Genomic DNA, 24,052 nt, shown 5'->3' with positions numbered 1-24,052 from the left:
GCCATGGCCGTCGACTCGCTGCGGGCCCCCCGGGCCCACCGTTCCAATTCCCTGCACCCGGGCGCCTGGTGGATCTGGGCCCTCGGCCTCGGCACGGCCGCGTCCCGGACCACGAACCCGCTGCTGCTCGCGCTGCTCGTCGGCGTCGCCGGGTACGTGGTGGCGGCGCGGCGGACGGAGGCGCCGTGGGCGCGTTCGTACGGGGCGTTCGTGAAGCTGGGCCTCGCCGTCATCGGCATCCGGCTGGTGTTCGCCGTCTTCCTCGGGTCGCCGATCCCCGGCTCGCACGTCGTCGTGACGCTGCCGGAGGTGCCGCTGCCCGCGTGGGCGCAGGGGGTGCGGATCGGCGGGCGGGTGACCGTGGAGGGCCTGGTCTTCGCCCTGTACGACGGCCTGAAGCTGGCCACGCTGCTGATCTGCGTCGGCGCCGCGAACGCGCTCGCCTCCCCGTCCCGGCTGCTGAAGTCGCTGCCGGGCGCGCTGTACGAGGCAGGCGTCGCGGTCGTCGTCGCCATGACGTTCGCCCCGAACCTCGTCGCCGACGTACGGCGGCTGCGGGCGGCCCGGCGGTTGCGAGGGCGCCCGGACAGCGGTCTGCGCGGGCTGCTCCAGGTCGGCCTTCCGGTGCTCGAAGGAGCCCTTGAGCGGTCGGTGGCGCTCGCCGCCGCCATGGACGCGCGGGGTTACGGCCGCACCGCCGAGGTCCCGGCGGGGGTGCGTCGGGCCACCGCCGCGCTGACGCTGGGCGGACTCATCGGCGTGTGCGCGGGAACGTACGGGCTGCTCGCCTCGTCGGGCGCCGGGTACGGGCTTCCCGTGCTGCTCGTCGGGGTCGCGGCCGCGCTCGGCGGACTCCGGCTGGGCGGGCGGCGCTCGGTGCGCACCCGGTACCGGCCCGATGTGTGGGGCCCGCGCGCCTGGCTGGTCGCGGGGTCCGGGGCGGTCGCCGCCGCCGTCATGATCTGGTGCGGCCACCAGGACCCGGCCGCGCTGGCGCCGCCCGTCGTGCCGCTCGCGGCGCCGACGCTGCCGCTGTGGCCGGCGCTCGGGGTGCTCGTCGGCCTCCTTCCCGCATTCGTCGCGCCCGTCCCGGAACCGGGCAAGCGCCATCGGCAGCAACAGCAGGAGGCGTCGTCATGATCCGCTTCGAGGACGTCTCCGTGACGTACGACGGCGCCGCGTCGCCGACCGTGCGCGGCATTCAACTCCACGTCCCCGACGGTGAGTTGATGCTGCTCGCCGGTCCTTCCGGGGTCGGCAAGTCGACCCTGCTCGGGGCCGTGAGCGGGCTCGTGCCGCACTTCACCGGGGGCACCCTGGCCGGGCGGGTCACCGTCGCCGGGCGCGACACCCGTACGCACAAGCCTCGCGAGCTCGCCGACGTCGTCGGCACGGTCGGGCAGGATCCGCTCGCGCACTTCGTGACGGACACCGTCGAGGACGAACTCGCCTACGGGATGGAGTCGTTGGGGCTCGCCCCGCCCGTCATGCGGCGTCGCGTCGAGGAGACCCTCGACCTGCTCGGCCTCGCCGATCTGCGGGACCGGCCCATCTCCACGCTCTCCGGCGGGCAGCAGCAGCGCGTCGCCATCGGGTCCGTGCTCACCCCGCACCCGCGCGTCCTCGTCCTCGACGAGCCGACGTCCGCGCTCGACCCGGCCGCCGCGGAGGAGGTCCTCTCGGTGCTGCAACGGCTCGTGCACGATCTCGGGACGACGGTACTGATGGCCGAGCACCGCCTTGAGCGCGTGGTGCAGTACGCGGATCAGGTGGCGCTGCTGCCGGGGCCCGGGGAGCCGCTGCTGGTCGGGGATCCGGCCGCCGTCATGGCCGAGTCGCCGGTGTATCCGCCGGTGGTGGGGCTGGGGCGGCTGGCCGGGTGGTCGCCGCTGCCGCTGACGGTGCGGGACGCTCGGCGCTCGGCCGGGTCGCTCCGGGATCGGCTTGCCGGGCTCGGGCCGTCTTCCGGCCACGGGCCGGTGGGGGTTGAGCGCGCCCACGCGGTGGAGCCGCGAAGGTCACAGCCCCGCGCCCCTGGCGGCACTTCCCTCGCCCGCGTCGAGAGGCTCGGAGTCCGCCGTGAGCGGGTCGAAGCCCTGCGTCATGTCGACCTGAACGTCTCCCCCGGCGAGATCGTCGCCCTCATGGGACGCAACGGCGCCGGAAAGTCGACCCTGCTCTCCACGCTCGTAGGCATGGTGAGGCCGACCGTCGGGGCCGTGCACGTCGACGGGCTGGTGCCGCACAAGGCGGCGCCCCGTGACCTCGTCCGCAAGGTGGGGCTCGTGCCGCAGGAGCCGCGTGATCTGCTCTGCGCCGACACGGTCGCGGCCGAGTGCGCGGCCGCGGACAAGGACGCCGACGCGGAGCCGGGCACCTGCCGCGCCCTGCTCAGCGAGCTCATCCCGAACGTCGCCGACGCCACCCACCCCCGCGATCTCTCCGAGGGCCAGCGCCTCACCCTCGCCCTCGCGATCGTGCTGACGGCGGCACCGCCGCTGCTGCTCCTGGACGAGCCGACGCGCGGGCTCGACTACGCGGCCAAGGCCCGTCTCGTCACGATCCTGCGCGGCCTCTCCGAGCGCGGGCACGCCATCGTGATGGCCACGCACGACGTGGAACTGGCGGCGGAGCTCACCCACCGGGTGGCGATCCTCGCGGACGGCGAGATCGTGGCCGACGGGCCGACCCCGGAGATCGTCACGTCGTCGCCGTCCTTCGCCCCGCAGGTGGCGAAGGTGCTGGCGCCGCAGCGGTGGCTCACGGTCGCCCAGGTACGGGAGGCGCTGGCGTGACGCACACAGGACGAGCGAACGCCGTCCGGCTCGGGCCGCGTTCCGTCGCCGCGCTGCTGCTCGTCAGCGCCGTGGGGGTCGTCGCGATCGGCTGGCCGCTGATCACCGGGCCCGGGTCGCAGGTGAACGCCCACGCGCAGGACGCGCCCTGGCTGTTCGCCGCGCTGCTGGTGCTCCTCGTCGCCGTCGTCGCCGCGACGATCTCGGAGTCCGGGATGGGGCCCAAGGCGGTGGCCATGCTGGGCGTGCTGGCGGCGGCCGGGGCGGCGCTGCGGCCGATCGGCGCGGGCACGGCCGGGATCGAGCCGATGTTCTTCCTGATGGTGCTCAGCGGGCGGGTGCTCGGGCCCGGCTTCGGGTTCGTGCTCGGGTCGCTGAGCATGTTCGCGTCCGCGCTGCTCACCGGCGGGGTCGGACCGTGGATGCCGTTCCAGATGCTGTCCATGGGCTGGTTCACGATGGGCGCCGGGCTGCTCCCGGGGGCGGACGCGCTGCGCGGGCGGGCCGAGCGGATCATGCTCGCCGGGTACGGGTTCCTCGCCGCGTTCGCGTACGGCACGATCATGAACCTCGCGGGCTGGCCCTTCATGAACGCCCTCGCCTCCTCCGTCGCGTACCAGCCGGACGCCGCGCTGCACGACAATCTGGCCCGCTTCCTCGCCTACTGCCTGGCCACCTCGCTGGGCTGGGACCTGGGCCGCGCCGCGCTCACCGTCGTCCTGACGCTGACCGTCGGCGGTGCCGTCCTCAAGGCGCTGCGGCGGGCGACGCGGCGGGCCGCCTTCGAGGCCCAGGTCACCTTCGACGAGGCACTCGACGGGCCGCGCCCGTGAAGCGCCCCACATGACCCAGGTCACTTACTAGGCGTGTTCGTAGCGGTCGGCTCCTTACGAGGACCCGACGACACCCCCTTTGACCTGGGGTTTGAGACGTGCTTCACATAACGGACATTTAAATCAGATGCGACGTCCACTAGTAAAAGCGCTCATTGCATTCACCCATCGGTCCTGTTTCTGTGGAGCGGTCGCCGGACGTCGAGGCCCTCTCGGGAACGTCCCCGGCGGCCCCCTGTCCCCCACGGAAGGTTCCGTTGTGTCCGCCACGCTCCTGCGCCGCGCCGCCACCCCGAAGAAGGCCCTCGCCGGCGTCACCCTCGCCGCCGCCACGACCGGGATGCTCTTCGCCTCGACGCCGGCCCAGGCCGCTCCGGCCTCCGCCAAGGCGATCGCGCAGCAGAAGCTCTCGGACTCCGCGCAGTTCCGCTGCTTCGACAACATCGTGTCCCGCGAGAGTGGCTGGAACCCGAACGCGACCAACGCGTCCACCGGGGCGTACGGCCTCGTCCAGGCGCTGCCCGCCAACAAGATGGCGTCCGCCGGGTCCGACTGGAAGTCGAACCCGGAGACGCAGATCAACTGGGGCGTCACCTACATGAACGAGCGGTACGGCAGTGCTTGTGGTGCCTGGTCGCACTGGCAGGCCAACGGTTGGTACTGAGCGGGGATTTTGTTGGGCGGCACCTTCGGGTGCCGCCCATTTTTTGGTTGTTCCCGAAGTGGCGGTCGGTGGGGGCCTGTCGCGCCCACGCGGCGGAGCCGCAGATCGATACAGCCCCGCGCCCCTAAAGACTTCCGAGCCACCCTGCGATCTTTGGTGCGGCCTTCTTGAAGCTGCCGAAGTGGTCCACCTTCCCCTGGTCCAGGACCGGGGCTCCGCCCAGTTGGCGGGCGCAGCTGCGGGCGTTGGCGATCGGGACGTCCGTGTCCGCCTCGCCCGCGTACAGGCGCACCGGGACGTCCGGCTTCCAGGCGCAGGCGTCGTCGTTCGCGGCCAGCGCCTCCTTCAGGGCGCCCGTGGGGTGCCGCATCCGCTCGTAGAACGCGGGGGTGAGCAGTTCCTTCACCGACGCCGGGAGGCTCGTGACGATGTCCTCCTCCGTGTGGTTCCCGTCGTACAGCGCCTCCACGACATCCGCGTACGGGGCCCGGAACGCCTCGGCCGGGTTCTTGTAGAGCGGGCGGAGCCGGTTCTGGGCGACCAGGAAGTACGAGGTGTAGACGAGGCCGCTGGTGTCGTTGACCCGGCCGTCGAACAGCGCGGGGACCTCCTCGCCGCTGAGGTCGTAGGGGCCGCTGACCGGCGCCAGCGCCTTCAGCCGGAAGTGCCGGTCGGCGCCCCGCTCCAGCGCCTTGCCGAGGGCCATCGCCACCTGGCCGCCCTGCGAGAAGCCGGTCGCGTAGACGTCGCCGGTGAGGGGACGGTGCAGGCGGTGGGCGGCCTGGCGGGCGGCGCGGAGCATGTCGAGGGAGGCGGTGACCGACGAGGCCGTGTCCATGTACGGGTGGGCGCCGGGGCCCTCGCCGAGGCCCAGGTAGTCGGGGGCCGCGACGGCCTTGCCCGCGGCGGCGTACAGGAACGACGGGATGCGGCCGAAGTCGTCGCCGACGGACGGCGCGTAGTCGCGGTGGACCATCGTGCCGTGGGTGTCGGAGACGAGGCCGAGCCGGCGGTCGCCGCCGGTCGGCAGGGTGAACAGGCCGGTGGCGGTGGTGGGCCTGCCGTACGCGTCGCGGGTGCGGTAGGTGAGGCGGTACGAGGTCACCCCGTACCGCACGGTCCCCGTGGCCATCTCCTTCCCGGCGAGCCATCGGGTGACGGCGGCGCGGTCGAAGGAGACGACGGGCTCCAGGGAGACGAGCGTTCCCCGCTCGCTCGTCTCCGCGGCAGGGCGTGCGGGGCGTCCGTCGTCCAGCGCGGCGGCCACCGGCACGGCGCCGCCGCCCGCGAGCAGCAGCGCCGCGGCCACGGCGACACCCCGGCGCACGGGTGCCGAAGTTCCCTTTTCCGTACGCGAGTTGTCCGTGTTCTGGGTCATGTCATGAAGGTAGGGATCGGCCCACGTCGGCCGATATCCGAGCCGCCCCCGGACCGGGGGTGGACCTAGGCCCACCCCCGCCCTGTGGTCAGGCCCCCAGGGCCGTGCTCGGGACGGGGCGCATCCGGCGCCGGCCCGCGGGCGGGGCCGTGGAGTTGCGGACCACGAGTTCGGGCTCGTGCAGCAGCTCGCCCGCACTGGTGGGCACGCCGCCGATCTGGTTGGCGAGCAGGGTGACCGCGGCCCGTGACATGGCTTCGATGGGCTGGCGCAGCGTGGTCAGCGGCGGGTTGGTGTAGTTCATGAAGGCGGAGTCGTCGTAGCCGACCACGGAGAGGTCCTCGGGGACGGCCAGGCCCGCGCGGCGGGCGGCGCGGATGGCGCCGAGGGCCAGGATGTCGCTGCCGCAGATGAGGCCGGTGACCTGCTCCTTGAGGAGTTCGACCGCGGCCGCCTGGCCCCCTTCGAAGGAGAACAGGGCGTGGCCCACCAGGTGTTCACGGACGTGCGGTGACAGGCGCGCGGTCAGCCGGGCGAAGGCGTCCGCCTTGCGGCGCGAGGGGCCGTGGTCGGACGGGCCGACCAGGAGGCCGATCCGGGTGTGGCCGAGTGCGGTGAGATGGGCGTGAGCCTGTTCGACGGCGGTGGCGTCGTCGGTGGAGACCTGGGGAAAGCCGGGGGCCTTCTGGCCGGTGCTCCTCGGGCCGGTGGCCGGCTGGCTGACCGCGGCGTTCAACAGGACGACGGGGACGCCTCGTTGGGCGAGCGAGTCGTACTCCTGGGCGTTGAGGCCGCCGCAGAAGATCACGCCGCACACGTGCTGGTCGAGCAGCATGGAGACGTACTCGGCCTCGGTGAGACCTCCGGCGGTGCGGGTGCACAGCACGGGGGTGAAGCCGAGCTGGACCAGGGCGCCGCCGGCGACCTCGGCCAGGGCCGGGAAGATCGGGTTCTGCAGTTCGGGCAGGACGAGCCCGACCAGGCGGGAGCTGCTGCCGCGCAGTTGGGTGGGGCGCTCGTAGCCGAGGACGTCGACCGCGGTCAGGACCGCCTTGCGGGTGGCGTCCGAGACACCGGGTTTGCTGTTGAGGACGCGGCTGACGGTCGCTTCGCTGACGCCTACGCGGCGCGCCACTTCGGAGAGCCTGCGAGCCATGGGAGTTGCTTTCTGTCGGAGGTGGGGACGCCGGAGGCGGTGGTGCTCCGGGCCGGTGGTCGCCGGCCCGGAGAAGGACGTGCGGGAGGGCGTACGTCAGCCGGTGCGCAGCCACACCGTGGTGTCCGGTGCCAGCGTGTCCGCCGCGGGCGTGCCCGGAGCGCTGCCGAGCAGGATCTCGCGGTGCGCGGGCAGCGGCTGGTCCGTGCCCGACAGGTTGGCGACGCACAGGAAGTCCGGGCCGCGCCGGAAGGCGAGCACGTCCGGGTCCGTGTCGTGCCAGTGGAAGGAGTCACCGCGCAGGGCGGGCGCGTGGTGGCGCCGGGCGGTGAGCGCGGCCCGGTAGAAGGCGAGCACGGAGTCCGGGTCCGCCTGCTGGGCCTCGACGGTGTGGGCGGCCCAGGCGGCGGGCTGCGGCAGCCAGGGCCGCGCCGTCGTCGTGGGGCTGAAGCCGAAGGGGGGTGCGTCGCCGGACCAGGGCAGCGGGACGCGGCAGCCGTCGCGGCCGATGTCCCGGCCCCCGGTGCGGTGGAAGATCGGGTCCTGGCGCAGGTCGGCGGGGATGTCCTCGACCTCCCACAGGCCGAGCTCCTCGCCCTGGTAGAGGTAGTGCGCGCCGGGCAGGGCCAGGGCGAGCAGCAGGGCGGCGCGGGCCCGGCGGGTGCCGAGCTCCAGGTCGGTGGGGGTGCCGTGCTGGCGCAGCGCGTGGCCGTAGGAGGAGTCGGCCCGGCCGTAACGGGTGACGTGGCGGGTCACGTCGTGGTTGGACAGCACCCAGGTCGGCGCGGCGCCCACGCCCGCGTGGGCGTCGAGGGTGTCCTGGACGACGGTGCGCAACGCACCTGGATTCCATGGGCTGTTGAGGTAGTCGAAGTTGAAGGCGGTGTGCATCTCGTCGCCGCGCAGGTAGCGGGCGAAGCGTTCGGGGTCGGCGAGCCAGACCTCGCCGATGAGGGCGCGGGCGGGCTCGTAGCCGTCGGCGACGGCGCGCCAGGAGCGGTAGATGGAGTGGACGTCGTCGCGGTCGATGTAGGGGTGGGCGGGGGGTGTGCTGTCGGCGGCGAACTCGGGCAGGGCGGGGTCCTTGGCGGGCATGGTCGCCGAGTCGATGCGCATGCCGTCGACCCCGCGGTCGAACCAGAACCGGAGGATGTCCTCGTGCTCCTCGCGGACCTTGGGGTTGTTCCAGTTGAGGTCGGGCTGTTCGGGCGCGAACAGGTGGAGGTACCACTCGCCGGGGGCGCCGTCGGGGTCGGCCACCCGGGTCCAGGCCGGGCCGCCGAAGACGGACTGCCAGTCGTTCGGCGGCAGTTCGCCGTCTGGGCCGCGCCCCGGCCGGAACCAGAACAGGTCGCGGGCCTCGGCGCCGGGGGCCGCGGCGCGGGCCTCCTGGAACCAGGCGTGCTGGTCGGACACGTGGTTGGGGACGATGTCGACGATGACGCGCAGGCCCAGGTCGTGCGCCTCGGCGATGAGCGCCTCCGCCTCGGCCAGGTTGCCGAACGCCGGGTCGATGCGCCGGTAGTCGGCGACGTCGTAGCCGGCGTCGGCCTGCGGCGAGGCGTACCAGGGGCTGAACCAGAGGGCGTCGACGCCGAGCCCGGCCAGGTGGGGAAGGCGGCGGCGGACACCCGCGAGGTCCCCGATGCCGTCGCCGTCGCCGTCGGCGAAGGAGCGCGGATAGACCTGGTAGATGACGGCGTGGCGCCACCAGTCGTCGTGGGCTTCGGTGGATCGGACCACGAAGGGAACTCCTTGACTGAGAAGTGCGGGAGGAGGGAGGCGGGGCGGCTATCCCTTGAGGGCGCCCGCGGACAGGCCGCTGATGATGTGGCGCTGGAAGAAGAGGAAGAGAACGATCATCGGGACGGCGGCGATGGCGAGGCCGGCGATCATCTGGGTGGGCGGCACCTGGGTGGTGGACGTGGACAGCCGGTGCAGGGCCACCGACAGGGTCTGCTTCTCGGGGTCCTGGAGGACCAGCAGGGGCCACAGGAAGTCCTTCCACATGCCGACGACCGAGAAGATCGAGACCACGGCGAGGACGGGACGGGACAGCGGCAGCACGATGCGCAGCAGCACCTGGAGGCGGGAGGCCCCGTCGATGGCGGCGGCGTCGAGGATGTCGGTGGGGATCTGGTCGAAGAAGCGGCGCAGGACGTAGATGTTGAAGGCGTTGGCCGCTCCCGGCAGCCACAGCGCCCAGGGGGTGTTGATGAGATTGACGTGGAACAGCGGCAGGTCGTTGACCGTCAGGTAGGCGGGCACGAGGAGGGCCGCGGCGGGCAGCATGAGGCTGGCGAGCATGCCCGCGAAGACGATGTTGCCGAAGGCCGGGCGCAGCTTCGACAGCGCGTACGCGGCGCACACGTCGACCGCCATCTGGATGAGCCAGCCGCCGGCCGCGTAGTACACGGTGTTGAGGAAGAAGTGCGCGATGTCCATCTGCGTCCAGGCGTCCTTGTAGGCGCTCAGGTGGACGGACTCGGGCAGCAGCGTCGGGGTCTGCTCGGCGAACTCCCGCGGTGTCTCCAGGGCGGAGCTCGCCATCCACCACAGCGGGTAGAGGAACGCGGCCGCGAAGGCGAGCACCGTCAGCGTCAGGATCGCGTAGTAGAGGCGCCGGTTGCGGGGGCGGGCGAGCTCCTTCGCGGAGATCAGGCTGCGCTGCGCGGACTCGGCACGGAATGTGGCCTTGGACATGTGGTTCTCCCTCAGCCCTGGTCGCCGTCGCGGGTCAGGCGCAGATAGACGGCGGCGAAGACGGCGAGTACGACGAACAGGAGCACGCTCATCGCGGCGGCGAGACCGAAGTCGTTGTTGACGGCGAAGGCGTAGCGGTAGATCAGCGTCATCACGGTGATGGTCGACGGGTTGGTGAAGCCGGTCATCTGGAACGGCTCGATGAACACCTGCATCGTCGAGATGATCTGGAGCAGCAGCAGGACCAGCATCACGAACCGCATCTGCGGGACGGTGACGTGGCGCAGTCGGGCCCACATGCCGGCGCCGTCCAGTTCGGCGGCCTCGTACAGCTCGCCGGGGATGGACTGGAGCGCGGCGAGGTACATCAGCGTGGCGCCGCCCATGTTGGCCCAGGTGGAGACGAGGACGAGGGAGATCATGGCGGTGTGCGGGGACTGCACCCACTGGGAGGTGGGCAGGTGCGCGCCGTGCAGCAGGGTGTTGAACAGGCCCTGGCCCGGATCGTAGAAGTACTGCCAGAGCATGACGCTGACGATCGGCGGGAGCATGACCGGCAGGTACACGGCGATGCGGAAGAAGCCCTTGAAGTGGCGCAGTTCGTTGAGGAGCACCGCGATGACGAAGGGCACGGCGTAGCCGAAGACGAGCGCGAGGCCGGTGAACTCGGCGGTGTTCTTCCACGCGGTCCAGAACAGCGGATCGGCGAACAGGGTGCGGTAGTTGCCGAGGCCGATCCACTGCGGGTCGGTGATGAGGTTGTCCCGCTGGAAGCTCAGCGTGATGCCGCGGACGAGCGGATACCAGGAGAAGTAGGCGAAGCTCAGGATCCCGGCCGCGAGGAAGGCGTAGGCCAGGGCGTTGTCCGTGATCCGCCGGCGCAGGTGCGGCCACCGGCCGGGCCCCCGGGGGGCCGTGGCGGTCTCGGGCGGGCGGACTTCGCTGCGACGCGGCGCGAGGGACGTCGCCATGTTCTCTCCTTGCGGTTCGGGGGTGCGGACGTTCAGGGCTCGGGCGTTCAGGGGTGCGGGCCGTGCCGCGGGTCGGGTGCCGCGACACGGTCCTGCCGTGAGGTGTCGGGCGGCGGGTGCTACTGGGCGGCGAGCAGGGTGTCGACCTGCTTCGAGGCGTCGCCGAGCAGCTGGTCGATGTCCGCGTTCTTGTCGGTGAGCACCTTGGCCATGGCGGTGTCCAGGACGGCGTAGATCTTCTGGGCCTGCGGCGGTTCGAGCTTGAGCGGGATCCTGCCGAGGGAAGCGGCGAACGGCGCGTAGTTCGCGACGGGCTGGTTCGCGTACTTCTTGTCGGCCGCGGCCCTGGTCTTCTGGGCCGCGCCGGTCCAGATGTTGGGCTCGGGCAGGCCGACCGGCTGGTCGTGGGCGGCGGCGCGCTTCTGGCCCATCGTGATCCGGTCGGGGTTCTCGTACTTGAACATGACCCAGGCCAGGGCCGCCTTCGTCTGCGCGGCGCTGTTCTTCGGGTTGAACATGAACCCGCCGCCCCCGCCGAGCGTGCCCTTGCCCTCCGGCATCGGGCCGAGTCCGTACTCCTTGGGGTCGCCCTTGTACTGCGCGGCGATGGTGGGGATGTTGTCGGAGGTGGCCAGGTACATGCCCAGCTTGCCGGAGCCCATCATCTGCAACAGGTCGGCCCACTCCAGGAGTTGGCGCTTGCCCATGGAGTCGTCGGTCCAGCGCATGTCGTGCAGCTGCTGGAGGACCGCCCGTCCTGTGGCGTTGTCGAAGTCGGCCTTCCAGGTCCCGTCGGGCTGCTTCTTGGCGACGTCACCGCCGCGCGAGTACATCTCGGCGGTGAAGTGCCAGCCGCCGGTGTTGGACTTGCTGTAGTCGCCGTAGCCGGTGATCCCCTTGCCCAGGGCGGCGATCTTCTTGGCGTCGGCGCGGACCTCGGCCCAGGTGGTGGGCGGCTTGTCGGGGTCCAGGCCCGCCTTCTTGAACAGGGTGCGGTTGTAGACCAGGCCCATCGAGTAGTTGCCCTCGGTCACGCCGTAGGTGCGCCCGGCCTCGTCCTGGAAGACCTTGCGCAGCTCGGGCTTGACCTGCTGGGCCTCGGGATAGTCCTTGAGGTGGTCGGTGATGTCGGCCGCCTGGTGCTTGGCGATGATGCCGGCCGGGTCGGTCAGGTAGACGTAGTAGGCGTTCTCCAGCTGGCCTCCGGCGAGCTTGGTGGCGAACGTCTGGGGGTCCATCTGCCCCTCGTGCGGCACGACGTGGATGTCCGGGTTGGCCTTCTCGAACGCGGCCACGTCCTGCAGGAAGATCTTGCGGTTGACCGGGTCGGTCTTCGCGGGCATGTCGTTCACCGTGATGGTGATCTTGCCGTCGGGCGAAGCGGAGTCGTCGTCGGAGGCTCCGCAGCCGCTCACGGAGAGGCCGAGTGCGGCCACCGCGGCCACGGCGATGCCGACGCGGGCGTTTCTGCCCGCCGATATTGCGGTCATGGATCGTCCCTGAGGGTGAGTGGATGGGCCCGGCGTCGATAGGCGGCCCGTCGAGGTGACGCACAAGTTACGGGCCCCACGAACCGCGAGCAATACTCAAATCTGGATACGCAAAGCATCAATAACAGCTGCGGACTTCGGAGAAATTCTTCGACGAAACCGAACGCAAGAAGCCGACATCGGCATCGTGCGGCACGGTGCGCACCCGGCGCCGCACCGCTGGACCGCCTGGGAAGACAGCGCTTCCTACCCTCGCTGAGCTGGCACGGAGAGGGGTACGCCGAGGGAGCGTCGGTTCGTGGATCACGCAAGAAGCAGAGCAAGAATCCGACCCCCGCAACGTAATTGCGTTCCCCCGGATCACACCGTGCGGATGCCTCAACTTCGCTGGAGACACTGGTAGTTGGGGCCGCGCAAACAGCGCAACAGATTTCGTGGGAAGGCGCGGCGGAATTCGCGGATGTCCGCACTCATTGCCCGCGCATCACCTCACCGTTACGGTGCGCGTCACCTCACCCGCTCCTTGTCTGGGAGTTCCCCATGCCTCAATCCGGCTCCGCGTTCCGCCCGGAACGCAGCAGATCCCGGCTCCTTCTGGTGGGCACGGTCCTGGCCGTGCTGTGCGCCGCGCTCGGCACACTCGCCGCCCCGGCCGTGGCCGCCTCCACCACCTACCAGGCCGAGTCGGCCGCGCTCAGCGGCGGCGCCGCCGTCCAGAGCGACCACACCGGCTACACCGGCAGCGGCTTCGTCGGCGGCTACACCGACTCCGCCAAGGGCAGCGCCACCACCACGTTCACCGTGACCGCGGCGAGCGCGGGCGCCCACACCTCGACCCTGCGCTACGCCAACGGCACGGGCAGCGCGCAGACGCTGTCCCTCTACGTCCGCGGCACGAAGGCCGGTTCCGTCTCCCTGCCGGCCACGGCGGACTGGAACACCTGGGGCACGGTGGCCACTCCGGTCACCCTGACGTCCGGCAGCAACACGATCGCCTACGTCTTCGGGTCCGGGGACTCGGGCAACGTGAACCTCGACGCGCTCACGCTCGCGGCCGCCCCCGCTCCGGTCGCGGGCCAGTACGAGGCGGAGTCCGCGGCGCTGAGCGGTGGCGTGCTGACCGAGACCGAGCACTCGGGCTACCGGGGCACCGGCTACGTCGGCGGCTACACCGACTCCCACAAGGGCGCCGCCGCCACCACGTTCACCGTCACCGCGGCGAGCGCCGGGTCCGCGGACGTGGCGCTCCGCTACGCCAACGGCACGGGCTCCACCAAGACGCTGTCGGTGTACGTCAACGGCGCCAAGGCCCTGACCACGTCGCTCCCGGCGACCTCCGACTGGAACACCTGGGCGGCCCGCACCGAGACGCTCACGCTGAAGGCGGGCTCCAACACCGTCGCCTACCGCTTCGACTCCTCCGACAGCGGCAACGTCAACGTGGACGGCATCGACGTCTCCGCGGGCTCCACCGAGCCGCCCGCGGGCGGGGGCGGCACCGCCCCGGGCAAGGCGTACGAGGCGGAGACCGCGTTCACCACCGGCGGGCCCGCCAAGGCCACGTCCCTGTCCGGGTACAGCGGGAGCGGCTACCTCACCGGCTTCACCGCGCAGGGCGCCGAGACCGTCGTCGACACCGCCGTGCCCGCCGCCGGCAGCTACCCGCTGGCCGTCACCTACCGCAACACCACCGGTTCCGCGCAGAGCCTCTCCCTGTACGTGAACGGGGTCCGCTCCCGTCAGCTGTCCCTGCCCGCCGCGGACGGCTGGGCGTACGTCACCGTCGACGCGAAGCTGCGCGGCGGCCTGAACCTGGTCGGCCTGCGCACCGAGTCCGGTGACAGCGGGAACGTCGCGGTGGACAGTGTCTCCGTCGACGGCGGCACCGCGCTGTCCGCGCAGGGCGCCACCCTGCCGTACACCGAGTACCGGGCGGCCGACTCCACCACCAACGGCACCAAGCTGGCGGTGAGCACGAGCTATCCGAGCCTGTCCGCCGAGTCCACCGGCCGCAGCGCGGTGAAGCTGACCGACACCGGCCAGTACGTGCAGATCACGCTCACCAAGCCCGCCAACGCGCTCGTCGTGCGCTACTCGATCCCCGACACCGCGAGCGGCTCCGTCACCACCGCCCCGCTGTCCCTGTACGCGGGCTCCACCAAGGTGACGGACCTCCAGACCACCAACAAGTTCTCGTGGCTGTACGGCGCGGGCTACTACGACACCAACACCCCCGGGAACGCGGGGGACTCCACCGGCCACCACTACTTCGACGAGGTCCGCTACCTGCACTCCACGACCTGGCCGGCCGGCACGGTCCTCAAGCTGCAGAAGGACGCCGGGTCCACCGCGGCCTCGTACACCGTCGACGTCGTCGACACCGAGCTCGTCGACCCCGCCGCCACCATGCCGTCGGGCTATGTCTCCGCCGCGGACTACGGCGTCACGCCCGGGGCCGGTGACGTGACCAGTGCCCTCGACTCGGCGCTGAGCAGCGCCGCGAGCGCCGGCAAGGGGCTGTGGCTGCCGTCCGGTACGTACACGATCTCCGGCCGCGTCAACCTGTCGGGGGTCGCGCTGCGCGGCGCCGGGCCCTGGTACACGACGCTGAAGTCCACCGCGGAGAACGGCGCGGGCGGCCTGTTCTCCACCGGTGGCCGGGTCCAGATCGCCGACCTGTCCGTCTTCGGTGACCAGACCTTCCGCAACAACGACTCGGGCGCCGCCGCCATCGAGGGCGGCTTCGCCTCCGGCTCGCTCATCTACAACGTGTGGATGGAGCACACCAAGGTCGGCCTGTGGGCACGGCCCGGCACCGGCCTGCTCGTCTCCGGCGTCCGCGTGCGCAACGTGTTCGCGGACGGCCTGCACGTCCACGGCGGCTCCGACAACACGCGGGTCGAGCAGTCGCACGTGCGCAACACCGGTGACGACTCCCTCGCCCTCGACACCGAGGACGGCAACGTCACGCACAGCACCGTCTCCCACAACACCGCCCAACTGCCCATCCAGGCCAACGGCATCGGGGTCTACGGCGGCGGTGACAACACCCTGGAGAACAACGCGGTCAGCGACACGGTCGCCTTCGGCTCCGGCATCACCATCAGCACCTACTTCGGGCAGGGCTTCAGCTCCGACATCTACGTCCGGGACAACCTCCTCACGCGCTGCGGCTCGTACCACATCAACTGGGCCACCACGATCGGCGCCCTGTGGATCTACGCCGACACCGCGGACATCACCCAGCCCGTGCACGTCGACGGGAACACCATCAAGGACAGCACCTATCAGGGCGTCCTGCTCTCCTACGCCAAGAAGATCAGCGACCTGACCCTCGACGGCAACACCATCGCCAACGCCGGAACCTACGGCTTCGACCTCAACAACGTCACCGGCGGCATGACCGTCTCCCACACCACCGTCACCGCGAAGACGGGCGGGCTGCTCAACAACGCCCCCGGCTTCACGGTCACCCGGGGCAGCGGCAACAGCGGCTTCTGAGCGCCGGCATGGGGCCGCGGGGCGCACCATGCCCCGCGGCCCCGCACTGACGTGCGGTTACACTCCGGCCATGGCCCGCAAGCTCGCAGAAGTAGCCCGCCGCGTGGGCGTCAGTGAAGCGACCGTCAGTCGCGTCCTGAACGAGAAGCCGGGGGTGTCCGACAGCACCCGTCAGGCCGTCCTCACCGCGCTCGACGTCCTCGGCTACGAGCGGCCCACGCATCTGCGCGCCGCGCGGGCCCGGCTGGTCGGCATCGTCCTGCCCGAGCTGCAGAACCCCATCTTTCCCGCCATAGCCGAGATAGCCGGCGGCGCCCTCGTCCAGCTCGGCTTCACCCCCGTCCTGTGCACCCGCACCGCGGGCGGTCTCACCGAGGCGGAGTACGTGTCGATGCTCCTGGACCAGCAGGTCGCCGGGGTCATCTTCTGCGGCGGGCTGACCGAGGACGAGCACAAGGCGCTGCTGGAGCGCGGGGTCCCGGTCGTGCTGCTGAACGCGGCCGTCGACTATCCGGGCTTCCCCAGTGTCAGCACCGACGACGAGGCCGCCGTCCGCCAGGCCTTCGCCCACCTCACGGCGATGGGGCACACCGACATCGGCCTGATGGTCGGCCCCGGCCACCACATGCCGTCGCGCCGCAAGGCCACCGCGTTCGAGGCCCTGACGTCGGGCAGCGCCGGCCGTCACCCCGTCGGCCACGCGCTGTTCTCCTTCGAGGGCGGCCAGGCCGTGGCCTCCGAGCTGCTCGCCCACAAGGTGACCGCGCTGATCTGCGGCAGCGACGTCCTCGCCCTGGGAGCCGTGCGGGCCGCCCGGCGCGCGGGGCTGCGCATCCCCGACGACCTGTCCGTCGTGGGCTTCGACGACTCCGCGTTCATGAACTACACCGACCCGCCGCTGACCACGCTGCGCCAGCCGATCGAGGCGATGTCCCGGGCGGCCGTCACCCTGCTGGCGAACCAGATCTCGGGCGACAGCCCCACCCCGCACGAGCTCCTGCACGAGCCCGAACTCGTGGTCCGCCAGTCGACCGCGCCGCTCACACCCCGCTAGGGCCTGAGACGCGGGAACTACAGCCGCTGGATGATCGTGGCGGTGGAGAGCGCCCCGCCCGCGCACATCGTGATGAGCGCGAACTCCTTGTCCCTGCGCTCCAGTTCGTGCAGGGCGGTGGTGATGAGGCGGGCGCCCGAGGCGCCGACGGGGTGGCCGAGGGCGATCGCGCCGCCGTTCACGTTCACCTTCTCCAGGTCCTGCTCGAAGACCTGCGTCCAGCTCAGCACCACTGAGGCGAAGGCTTCGTTGATCTCGACGAGGTCGATGTCCTTGAGCGTCATGCCCGCCTTGCCGAGCACCGCGCGCGTCGCGTCGATCGGCCCGTCCAGGTGGTAGTGGGGGTCCGCGCCGACCAGGGCCTGGGCGACGATGCGGGCCCGCGGCTTGAGCTTGAGGGCCCGCGCCATGCGCTTGGACGCCCACATGATGGCGCTGGCGCCGTCGGATATCTGCGAGGAGTTGCCGGCCGTGTGGACGGCCGTCGGCATGACGGGCTTGAGGCCCGACAGTCCCTCCATGGTCGTGTCACGCAGGCCCTCGTCGCGGTCGACCAGGCGCCACATGCCCTGGCCCGCCGCCTGCTCGGCCTCCGTGGTGGGCACCTGCACGGCGAACGTCTCGCGCTTGAAGCGCTCCTCGGCCCAGGCGTTCGCGGCCCGCTCCTGCGAGACGAGACCGAGCGAGTCGACGTTCTCCCGCGTCAACTCCCGCCGTCGCGCGATGCGTTCGGCCGCCTCGAACTGGTTGGGCAGGTCCACGTTCCACTCTTCGGGGAACGGCTTGCCGGGGCCGTGCTTGGAGCCGGAGCCGAGCGGGACGCGGGACATGGCCTCGACGCCGCAGGAGATGCCGACGTCGATGACACCGGCCGCGATCATGTTGGCGGTCATGTGCGAGGCCTGCTGCGAGGAGCCGCACTGACAGTCGACGGTGGTGGCGGCGGTCTCGTAGGGCAGGCCCATCGCGAGCCAGGCCGTGCGCGCCGGGTTCATGGACTGCTCGCCCGCGTGTGTGACCGTGCCGCCGACGATCTGCTCGACGCAGTCCGCCTTGATGCCGGTGCGGCCGAGGAGTTCGCGGTACGTCTCCCCCAGCAGGTACGCGGGGTGCAGATTGGCGAGCGCGCCGCCGCGCTTGCCGATCGGGGTACGTACGGCTTCGACGATGACGGGCTCCGCTGCCATGACAGTCGTCCTCTCCACGCAATCCCGGACGGATACAACCGAACTGAAACTAGAACGCGTACCAGTTCTGAGTGCAGTCTCGGCGCGCTTACCCCCGGTACGCAAGGGTCGTGCAAGCACAACACACGGAACCAACACACCCGCGCCCCTTGCCACTTCTAGAACCCGTTACTACCTTTCGAGCCATACCTGACGGAGCGTCAGACAGAATATGGAGTGGCCCCATGCCGTGCCCCGCGCTGCCCGACGGGTTCGACTTCACCGATCCCGATCTGCTCCAAGACCGCGTGCCCCATCCGGAGTTCGCCCAGCTGCGGCAGACCGAACCGGTCCGCTGGATTCCGCAGGAGCGCGGCATCACCGGCTTCGACGACGAGGGCTACTGGGCCGTGACCCGGCACGCGGACGTGAAGTACGTGTCCACGCACCCGGAGCTGTACTCCTCCAACCTCAACACCGCCGTGATCCGCTTCAACTCCTCGATCCAGCGCGACCAGATCGAGATCCAGAAGATGATCATGCTGAACATGGATCCGCCCGAGCACACGCGCGTGCGCCAGATCGTGCAGCGCGGTTTCACCCCGCGGGCCATCCGGTCGCTGGAGGAGGCGCTGCGCAACCGGGCCCGCGAGATCGTCGCCACGGCGCTCGAAGGGGCCGGTCCCGACGGCTCGTTCGACTTCGTCACGAACGTCGCGGTCGAGCTGCCGCTGCAGGCCATCGCCGAGCTCATCGGCATCGCGCAGAAGGACCGGTCCAAGGTCTTCGACTGGTCCAACAAGATGGTGGCGTACGACGATCCGGAGTACGCGATCACCGAGGAGATCGGCGCCGAGGCCGCCATGGAGATCGTGTCGTACGCGATGAACCTGGCCGCCGACCGCAAGCAGTGCCCGGCGAAGGACATCGTCAGCCAGCTGGTCGCGGCGGAGGACGACGGGAACCTGTCCTCCGACGAGTTCGGCTTCTTCGTGATCCTGCTGGCCGTCGCCGGCAACGAGACGACCCGCAACGCCATCACCCACGGCATGCACGCCTTCCTGACCCACCCCGACCAGTGGGAGCTGTACAAGCGCGAGCGCCCCTCGACCACGGCCGAGGAGATCGTCCGCTGGGCGACGCCGGTCGTCTCCTTCCAGCGCACCGCCACCCAGGACACGGAACTCGGCGGCCAGAAGATCAAGGCGGGCGACCGCGTCGGCATCTTCTACTCCTCCGCCAACCACGACCCGGAGGTCTTCACCGACCCCGACACCTTCGACATCACCCGCGACCCCAACCCGCACCTCGGCTTCGGCGGCGGCGGTCCGCACTTCTGCCTCGGCAAGTCCCTCGCGGTCCTGGAGATCGACCTGATCTTCAACGCGATCGCCGACGCCATGCCCGACCTGACGCTCGCCGGTGACCCGCGCCGGCTGCGCGCGGCGTGGCTGAACGGGGTCAAGGAACTCCAGGTGGCCACCCCCGCGAAGGGGTGAAATTCCAGCCGATCCGAACCCGTTGGAGCACCTTTCCGTTGCGTCGCGCGTCTTCGTCCGTGAACCATGCCGGAGCCCAGCGCCTCGCAACGGAACGGATCGGTACCCGTGGCCACGGTCGACCTGCCCCTCGCACGCCGCCGCACCACCTTCGCCGTACGTCATCGCGTGCCCCTGCTCGCCACGCTGCCCACCCTTCCCCTGTACGCGGTGTGGGCGGGGCTCCTCGCGACCGGCGGCGGTGATCTCGCGGCCCAGCAGGCCTGGGCCCGGTTCGCCGCCGACCACGGGGCGTCGGCGTACAACCTGTTCTGGTACGGCGGCATGCACACCGCCAACTACTCACTGATCTCGCCCTACTTGATGGCCGGGATCGGCGTGCGCCCGGTGACGGTGGTGTCCGGGCTCGTCGCCGCCTGGCTGGGCGCGGTCCTCGTCGTGCGCACCGGCATCGCCCGCCCGCTGGCGCCCGCCGTGCTGCTGTCGCTGGCGCTGTGGTGCAACGTGGCGTCGGGGCGCACCACGTTCGCGCTCGGGGTGGCGCTCGGGCTCGGCACGTGCGTGGCGCTCACCGGGCGGCCGCGGTACACGGCGGCGGTGCTCTGCTCGGCGCTCGCCACGACGGCGTCGCCGGTGGCCGGGCTGTTCCTGGCCGTCGTCGGGGCCGGGTATCTCTGTGTACGGGACTGGGGGCGGGCCGCGGCGTACATGGCGCCGCCCGCCGTGGTCGTGGGGGCGACGACCCTCCTCTTCCCCTTCAAGGGCGAGCAGTTGATGCCGGCGGACCGGATCTGGCCGCCGGTGGTGTTCTCGCTCGCGCTGGTGGCGGCGGGGCCGCGGCGCTGGCGGGTGGCGCGGTGGGCGGCCTGTGTCTACGCGGCGGGCACCGTCGTCGCGTACCTCGTCCCCTCCCCCGTCGGCACGAACGTGGAGCGACTCGCCGAACTCGCGGCGCCCGCCGTGCTGTTGGCGGCGGCGCGCGCCCCGGGAACACCTCGGGCGAAGGCGGCGCTCCTCGCGGTCGCCGTCGCCCTGTCGTCGGCGTGGGTGGCGCAGAAGACGGTCGACGATCTGCGGGTGTCCACGCGCGTGCCCACGTGGGCGGCCGAGACCGACGGTGTCGTACGGGAGTTGAGCCGGCTCGGCGCCGACCGGACCCGGGTCGAGGTGATCCCGGCCCGCAACCACCGCGAGGCGACCGCGCTCGCTCCGTACGTGAACATGGCGCGCGGCTGGAACCGGCAGCTCGACATGGAGCGCGGTCGGCTGTTCTACGACGGCTCGTTCTCGGCGGCCACCTACCGGGCGTGGCTGGACCGGTGGGCGGTCGGCTATGTGGTGCTCCCCGAGGGCAAGCCGGACGGGTACGCCGAGCAGGAGGCCGCGTTCGTGCGTTCCGGGCCCTCCTATCTGGAGCCGGTGTGGCGCGACGCGAACTGGCACGTCTACCGGGTGCGGGGCGCGGCGCCGCTGGTCTCCGCGCCCGCGGCCGTCCTGCGTTCGGACGGGGCGCGGGTCACGGTCCGCTTCTCCCGGGCGGGCACGGCGACGCTGAAGGTGGCCTACTCGCCGTGGCTGAAGGCCGAGGGCGGCTGCCTGAAGGTGCGGCGGCAGCCCGGCGGCGAGTTCACCGAGCTGGTCGCGCCGGCGGCGGGCACCTACCGCATCGGCTCGGACTGGGAGTCGGGCGGGAAGGCGTCACCGTCGACGCGGCCGTCAGGCGTCGGGTGTGGCGCAGGGTGAGGGGGGTTCGGTCGGGGTCTCGGTGGGGCTGGGCGATCCGGTGGGGCTCGCCGTGTCGGTGGGGCTCGCGGAGTCGGACGGGCAGCCGTCGCCCGGGGTGCCGGTGCCCGGGTCGGTGGGCTCGTCCGTGGTCGGCGGCGTGGTCGGCGGCTCGGTGACGGGCGGGGCCTCGGAGTCGGAGGGCCCGGGGGTGGGGCTGGGTTCGCCGGTGGGGGATTCCGTGGGCGTGGTGGTGGGGCTCGGCGTGGGCTTGTGGGTGGGGGTGGGGCCGATGACGATGCCGCCGCCCTTGCCGCCGCCCTTGTCGTCGTCGACCGGCTTGGTCGCCGGGGTCTTCGAGCCCGCGCCCGGGCTGACCGGGACGGTCCCCTTGCCGTCGGGCACGCTGTGCACGCCCGTGCGGTAGAACTCCATCCAGTACAGGACCGTACGGAGATAGTCGCGCGAGTAGTTGTAGCTGAGGATCGCCCGCTCCAGGCCGCCCGAGGCCCCGAGGTCGCGGCCGCCCGCGCACAGGTAGTGGCCGGCGGCGAGGGCCGCGTCGTAGATGTTGTTGGGGTCGGAGGTGCCGTCGCCGTTGCCGTCGGCGCCCCAGCGGCGCCAGGTGCCGGGCAGGAACTGCATCGGCCCGACGGCCCGGTCGTAGACGGTGTCGCCGTCCCACAGGCCGTTCTCGGTGTCGCGGATGAGGGCGAAGCCCTTGCCGTTCAGCGCCGGTCCGGTGATGCGGTGCCGGGTGGTGCCCTGCGCGTCGACGTCGCCGCCGCGCGCCTGTCCCGACTCCACCTTGCCGATCCCGGCGAGCAGCTGCCACGGCAGCCGGCAGCCCCGGTCGGTGCGGGCGACGGAGGACTCGGCGCGGCGGTAGGCGGCGAGGACGGTGGCCGGGATGCCGGACTCGACGCGGATCTGCGCCGGCGGGAAGGTGACGGCCGGGTTGTCGGCGGTCTTCAGGGGCGGCAGTTCGGTGTGGTACGAGTCGTCGCCCTGGGACTCGACGCTGGGCAGCGGGCCTTCGGCGAGCGCGACGGGGTCGATGCCGTCGTCGTGCTTCTTGGTCAACTCCACGACGACACCGTGTGCCTGAGATGCCGTCAGCAGGGCCGTCGCGGCGACGGCCACCGCCGTGCCGCGCAGGCGGCGGCCGAGCCGGGGACGTCGTCGACTCACTTTCGGGGTACGCATCAGGACCCTTTCGTCAGCTGCTGAAGGTGTCGATCGCACTGATCAGCCAGCGGCCGTCGCGGCGGACCAGGTCGACGGCGAGCATGGCGCCCGCGTAGTTCGCCGCGGCGTCCTTCGCCTTGGCGGCGGTGCTGGTGCTGGACTGGTCGGCGTAGACGAGGACCCGGGCGCGGTCGCCGTCGATCCGTTCGACCGCGCTGTCGGTGACGGAGGTGGTGACGACCGTCTTCTGCTTCTGCGCCTGGGCGAGCACGGGGGCGAGGAGTGCGCGGTGCTGGTCGACGGCCTTGCCGGTGAGCAGGGTGGCGGCGGCCTTCTTCTCCGTGTCCGGGTTCGCGTAGTCGTACGAGAAGAGCGCGCCCACGGCCTTCTCCGCCTGCCCCTTGACCTCGCTGGTGCGGGCGGGGTCGGTGAGGGCGGTGTTGCGGGTGGCGGCGGTGTCGGTGAGTGCCTGGGTACGGGCGTGGGCCCAGCCGGCGAAGGCACCGAGGAAGAGGGTGAGGAGGCAGAGGGCGGCGAGGAGTCTGCGGGGGCCGGTGGTGCGCTCGGCGGCGACTTCCGTGCTTGCCGTGACGGGCGTGCTCTCGGTGCGGCGGGCCCTGGGGCGCGGGCGGCTCTCCTCGACGACGGGCCGCGCCGTGTCGGGCGCCGCCTTCGGCTTGGGGCGGGCGGCCGACTGTTCCAGGCTGCGGCGCTGGCGGTTGAGGGTGTGGCGGGTGGTGGACGGCATCCGGGGGCTCCTCCTGCGTCCGTCAGTCGGTGGTGGTCGCGGTGTCGCCGACCGGTGCCTGCGCGAGGGCGCTGAGTTTCCAGTGGCCGTCGGTGCGGGTGAGCTCGCCGAGCATGCGGCTGTCCTTGTCGGTGGCCTTCTGGCCCGAGGCCTTCACGGTGATCCGGACCGCGACCATGACGCGGGCCTTGCCGGCCCGCTCGTCGAGTTCGGTGACGGCGCCGTCGAGCACCTTCGCCGTGCTGACGGTCTTCGCGGTCCGCACCTGCTTCTCGAACTCCGCGCGCCCCTTGACCAGTTGGGAGTGGAGGGCGCCGGTCGTGGACGTCTCCCACAGGTCGAGGCCGGGGTCCAGTTGCCGGTGGTCGAGGGTGTTGAGGTTCTGCACGGACTGCTCCCCCGCCTCCAGGGCGTCGTCGCGGGCGGCCGCGAAGGAGGCGGTGTCGTCGTGCGCCGCGCCGTACCAGGACCAGCCGCCCCAGACGGCGAGGCCGCCCGCGACGAGGGTCAGCACGAGCGCCGCGAGCAGCAGGGGTCTGGTCCTGGGGTTCACTGACTGCACTGGTTTCACCTGGCCTTGATGTCGACGATCTGCCATACGTCGTCGTGGAGTCGGGCGGTGACGGAGAGCTGGGCCGCGGACGTGACCGCCTTCTTGTCGCCGCGCCTGGAGGACTGGTCGAGGAAGACGAGCAGGTGCGCGGTGTCGCCGCGCAGGCTGACCGTGCCGACCCGGACGGCGTCGGTGCTGAGCGTGATGCGCTGGCGGCTCACGTTCTCCCGCACCTGCCCGAACAACTGCGTGTACTGCCGCGCGGCCCTCCCGGAGAGCACTTCCCGGGCGGTGCGCTGCGTTGCGTCGGTGCCGCCCGGGGTGTACGAGAACACCTTGGCGAGCGCACTGCTCACGTCCCCGTTGACCCGGTTGGTGGCGTCGGCGTCGGTGAGCGCGTGATTGTGCGCGGAGGGCGCGTCCCGCAGATCGTGGGCCTGATAGAGCAGCACGCCTCCGGCGAGGGCGAGGAGCAACGAGACGGCGCCGATGACGACGAGGGGCCGCCGCTTCAGGTGAAGCCAACGGGGCCGAGGGGAGGCACCGGCCTCGACAGCTTCCGCCTCCGGCTCCCCCGGCTCCCCCGACTTGGGCAATCTGCCGCCTGGGGCGGCAGGGTGGGCAAGGCGGC

19 protein-coding genes are annotated in these 24,052 nt (G+C 71.6%); 8 read left to right on the top strand and 11 right to left on the bottom strand.

Features of this window, described 5'->3' with window-relative positions; translation table 11 throughout:
- The first annotated feature begins 3 nt into the window (after positions 1-3).
- The 4 genes from B072_RS0113505 (at position 4) to B072_RS0113490 (ending at position 4,292) form a co-directional block, all read left to right on the top strand.
- Entirely contained in the window at positions 4-1,140 is a 1,137-nt protein-coding gene (locus B072_RS0113505) for a CbiQ family ECF transporter T component (RefSeq protein ID WP_018530484.1), read from the top strand.
- Positions 1,137-2,795, top strand: coding sequence for an ABC transporter ATP-binding protein (locus B072_RS0113500; protein WP_018530483.1), 1,659 nt, complete (start codon positions 1,137-1,139; stop codon positions 2,793-2,795). Before B072_RS0113505 ends, B072_RS0113500 begins: the two co-directional genes overlap by 4 nt.
- The gene (locus B072_RS0113495) at positions 2,792-3,628 is read left to right on the top strand and encodes an ECF transporter S component (RefSeq protein WP_018530482.1); all 837 of its coding nucleotides are present in this window, start codon (positions 2,792-2,794) and stop codon (positions 3,626-3,628) included. Before B072_RS0113500 ends, B072_RS0113495 begins: the two co-directional genes overlap by 4 nt.
- 259 nt (positions 3,629-3,887) lie before the next feature.
- Entirely contained in the window at positions 3,888-4,292 is a 405-nt protein-coding gene (locus B072_RS0113490) for a transglycosylase SLT domain-containing protein (RefSeq protein WP_018530481.1), read from the top strand.
- A gap of 124 nt (positions 4,293-4,416) precedes the next feature.
- Here B072_RS0113490 and B072_RS0113485 read toward each other — a convergent pair whose 3' ends face one another.
- The 6 genes from B072_RS0113485 to B072_RS0113460 all read right to left on the bottom strand — a co-directional run bounded on the left by B072_RS0113485 (position 4,417) and on the right by B072_RS0113460 (position 11,990).
- Positions 4,417-5,670: an alpha/beta hydrolase gene (locus tag B072_RS0113485; protein ID WP_026245782.1), complete on the bottom strand. Its 1,254-nt coding sequence runs from the start codon at positions 5,668-5,670 to the stop codon at positions 4,417-4,419.
- A gap of 88 nt (positions 5,671-5,758) precedes the next feature.
- A complete protein-coding gene (locus tag B072_RS0113480) occupies positions 5,759-6,826 on the bottom strand; it encodes a LacI family DNA-binding transcriptional regulator (protein WP_026245781.1) in 1,068 nt (355 codons plus the stop codon).
- A gap of 96 nt (positions 6,827-6,922) precedes the next feature.
- Positions 6,923-8,569, bottom strand: coding sequence for a glycoside hydrolase family 13 protein (locus tag B072_RS0113475; RefSeq protein WP_018530478.1), 1,647 nt, complete (start codon positions 8,567-8,569; stop codon positions 6,923-6,925).
- A gap of 48 nt (positions 8,570-8,617) precedes the next feature.
- Positions 8,618-9,529 carry a carbohydrate ABC transporter permease gene (locus B072_RS0113470; protein ID WP_018530477.1) on the bottom strand — a complete coding sequence of 304 codons (912 nt, stop codon included), beginning with the start codon at positions 9,527-9,529 and terminating at the stop codon, positions 8,618-8,620.
- 11 nt (positions 9,530-9,540) lie between these two features.
- Positions 9,541-10,500 carry a carbohydrate ABC transporter permease gene (locus tag B072_RS0113465; protein ID WP_018530476.1) on the bottom strand — a complete coding sequence of 320 codons (960 nt, stop codon included), beginning with the start codon at positions 10,498-10,500 and terminating at the stop codon, positions 9,541-9,543.
- A gap of 119 nt (positions 10,501-10,619) precedes the next feature.
- A complete protein-coding gene (locus tag B072_RS0113460) occupies positions 10,620-11,990 on the bottom strand; it encodes an ABC transporter substrate-binding protein (protein ID WP_018530475.1) in 1,371 nt (456 codons plus the stop codon).
- Positions 11,991-12,530: 540 nt separating this feature from the next.
- Here B072_RS0113460 and B072_RS0113455 point away from each other — a divergent pair.
- The gene (locus B072_RS0113455; protein ID WP_063746444.1) at positions 12,531-15,491 is read left to right on the top strand and encodes a CBM35 domain-containing protein; all 2,961 of its coding nucleotides are present in this window, start codon (positions 12,531-12,533) and stop codon (positions 15,489-15,491) included.
- Positions 15,492-15,561: 70 nt separating this feature from the next.
- Complete coding sequence (locus B072_RS0113450; RefSeq protein WP_063746443.1) at positions 15,562-16,545, top strand: LacI family DNA-binding transcriptional regulator; 984 nt, start codon at positions 15,562-15,564, stop codon at positions 16,543-16,545.
- A gap of 17 nt (positions 16,546-16,562) precedes the next feature.
- On the opposite strand, the gene B072_RS0113445 is transcribed toward B072_RS0113450, so the two are convergent.
- Positions 16,563-17,732, bottom strand: a complete 1,170-nt coding sequence (locus B072_RS0113445) for a steroid 3-ketoacyl-CoA thiolase (protein WP_018530472.1) — start codon at positions 17,730-17,732, stop codon at positions 16,563-16,565.
- Positions 17,733-17,956: 224 nt separating this feature from the next.
- Between B072_RS0113445 and B072_RS0113440 the strand changes: the two genes are divergently transcribed.
- Both B072_RS0113440 and B072_RS0113435 read left to right on the top strand, forming a co-directional pair.
- Positions 17,957-19,210 (top strand): cytochrome P450, encoded by a 1,254-nt coding sequence (locus B072_RS0113440; protein ID WP_018530471.1) that lies wholly within the window; start codon positions 17,957-17,959, stop codon positions 19,208-19,210.
- A 108-nt stretch (positions 19,211-19,318) separates the two neighbouring features.
- Positions 19,319-20,953: a hypothetical protein gene (locus tag B072_RS0113435; RefSeq protein ID WP_018530470.1), complete on the top strand. Its 1,635-nt coding sequence runs from the start codon at positions 19,319-19,321 to the stop codon at positions 20,951-20,953.
- Here B072_RS0113435 and B072_RS0113430 read toward each other — a convergent pair.
- From B072_RS0113430 to B072_RS47725, 4 genes are read right to left on the bottom strand one after another with little or no spacing between them, the layout of a single operon-like run.
- Positions 20,927-22,138: a lytic transglycosylase domain-containing protein gene (locus tag B072_RS0113430; protein ID WP_026245780.1), complete on the bottom strand. Its 1,212-nt coding sequence runs from the start codon at positions 22,136-22,138 to the stop codon at positions 20,927-20,929. The genes B072_RS0113435 and B072_RS0113430 overlap by 27 nt on opposite strands.
- A 13-nt stretch (positions 22,139-22,151) precedes the next feature.
- Positions 22,152-22,868, bottom strand: a complete 717-nt coding sequence (locus B072_RS0113425; protein ID WP_018530468.1) for a hypothetical protein — start codon at positions 22,866-22,868, stop codon at positions 22,152-22,154.
- Between the two features lie 22 nt (positions 22,869-22,890).
- Entirely contained in the window at positions 22,891-23,466 is a 576-nt protein-coding gene (locus B072_RS0113420) for a nuclear transport factor 2 family protein (RefSeq protein WP_199791037.1), read from the bottom strand.
- A complete protein-coding gene (locus tag B072_RS47725; RefSeq protein WP_199791036.1) occupies positions 23,436-24,017 on the bottom strand; it encodes a hypothetical protein in 582 nt (193 codons plus the stop codon). The genes B072_RS0113420 and B072_RS47725 overlap by 31 nt, the downstream gene beginning before the upstream one ends.
- Positions 24,018-24,052: the final 35 nt, after the last annotated feature.

The organism is Streptomyces sp. HmicA12, from assembly GCF_000373565.1.
Classification (GTDB): domain Bacteria; phylum Actinomycetota; class Actinomycetes; order Streptomycetales; family Streptomycetaceae; genus Streptomyces.
This window is presented reverse-complemented; position numbering and strand designations above follow the sequence as displayed.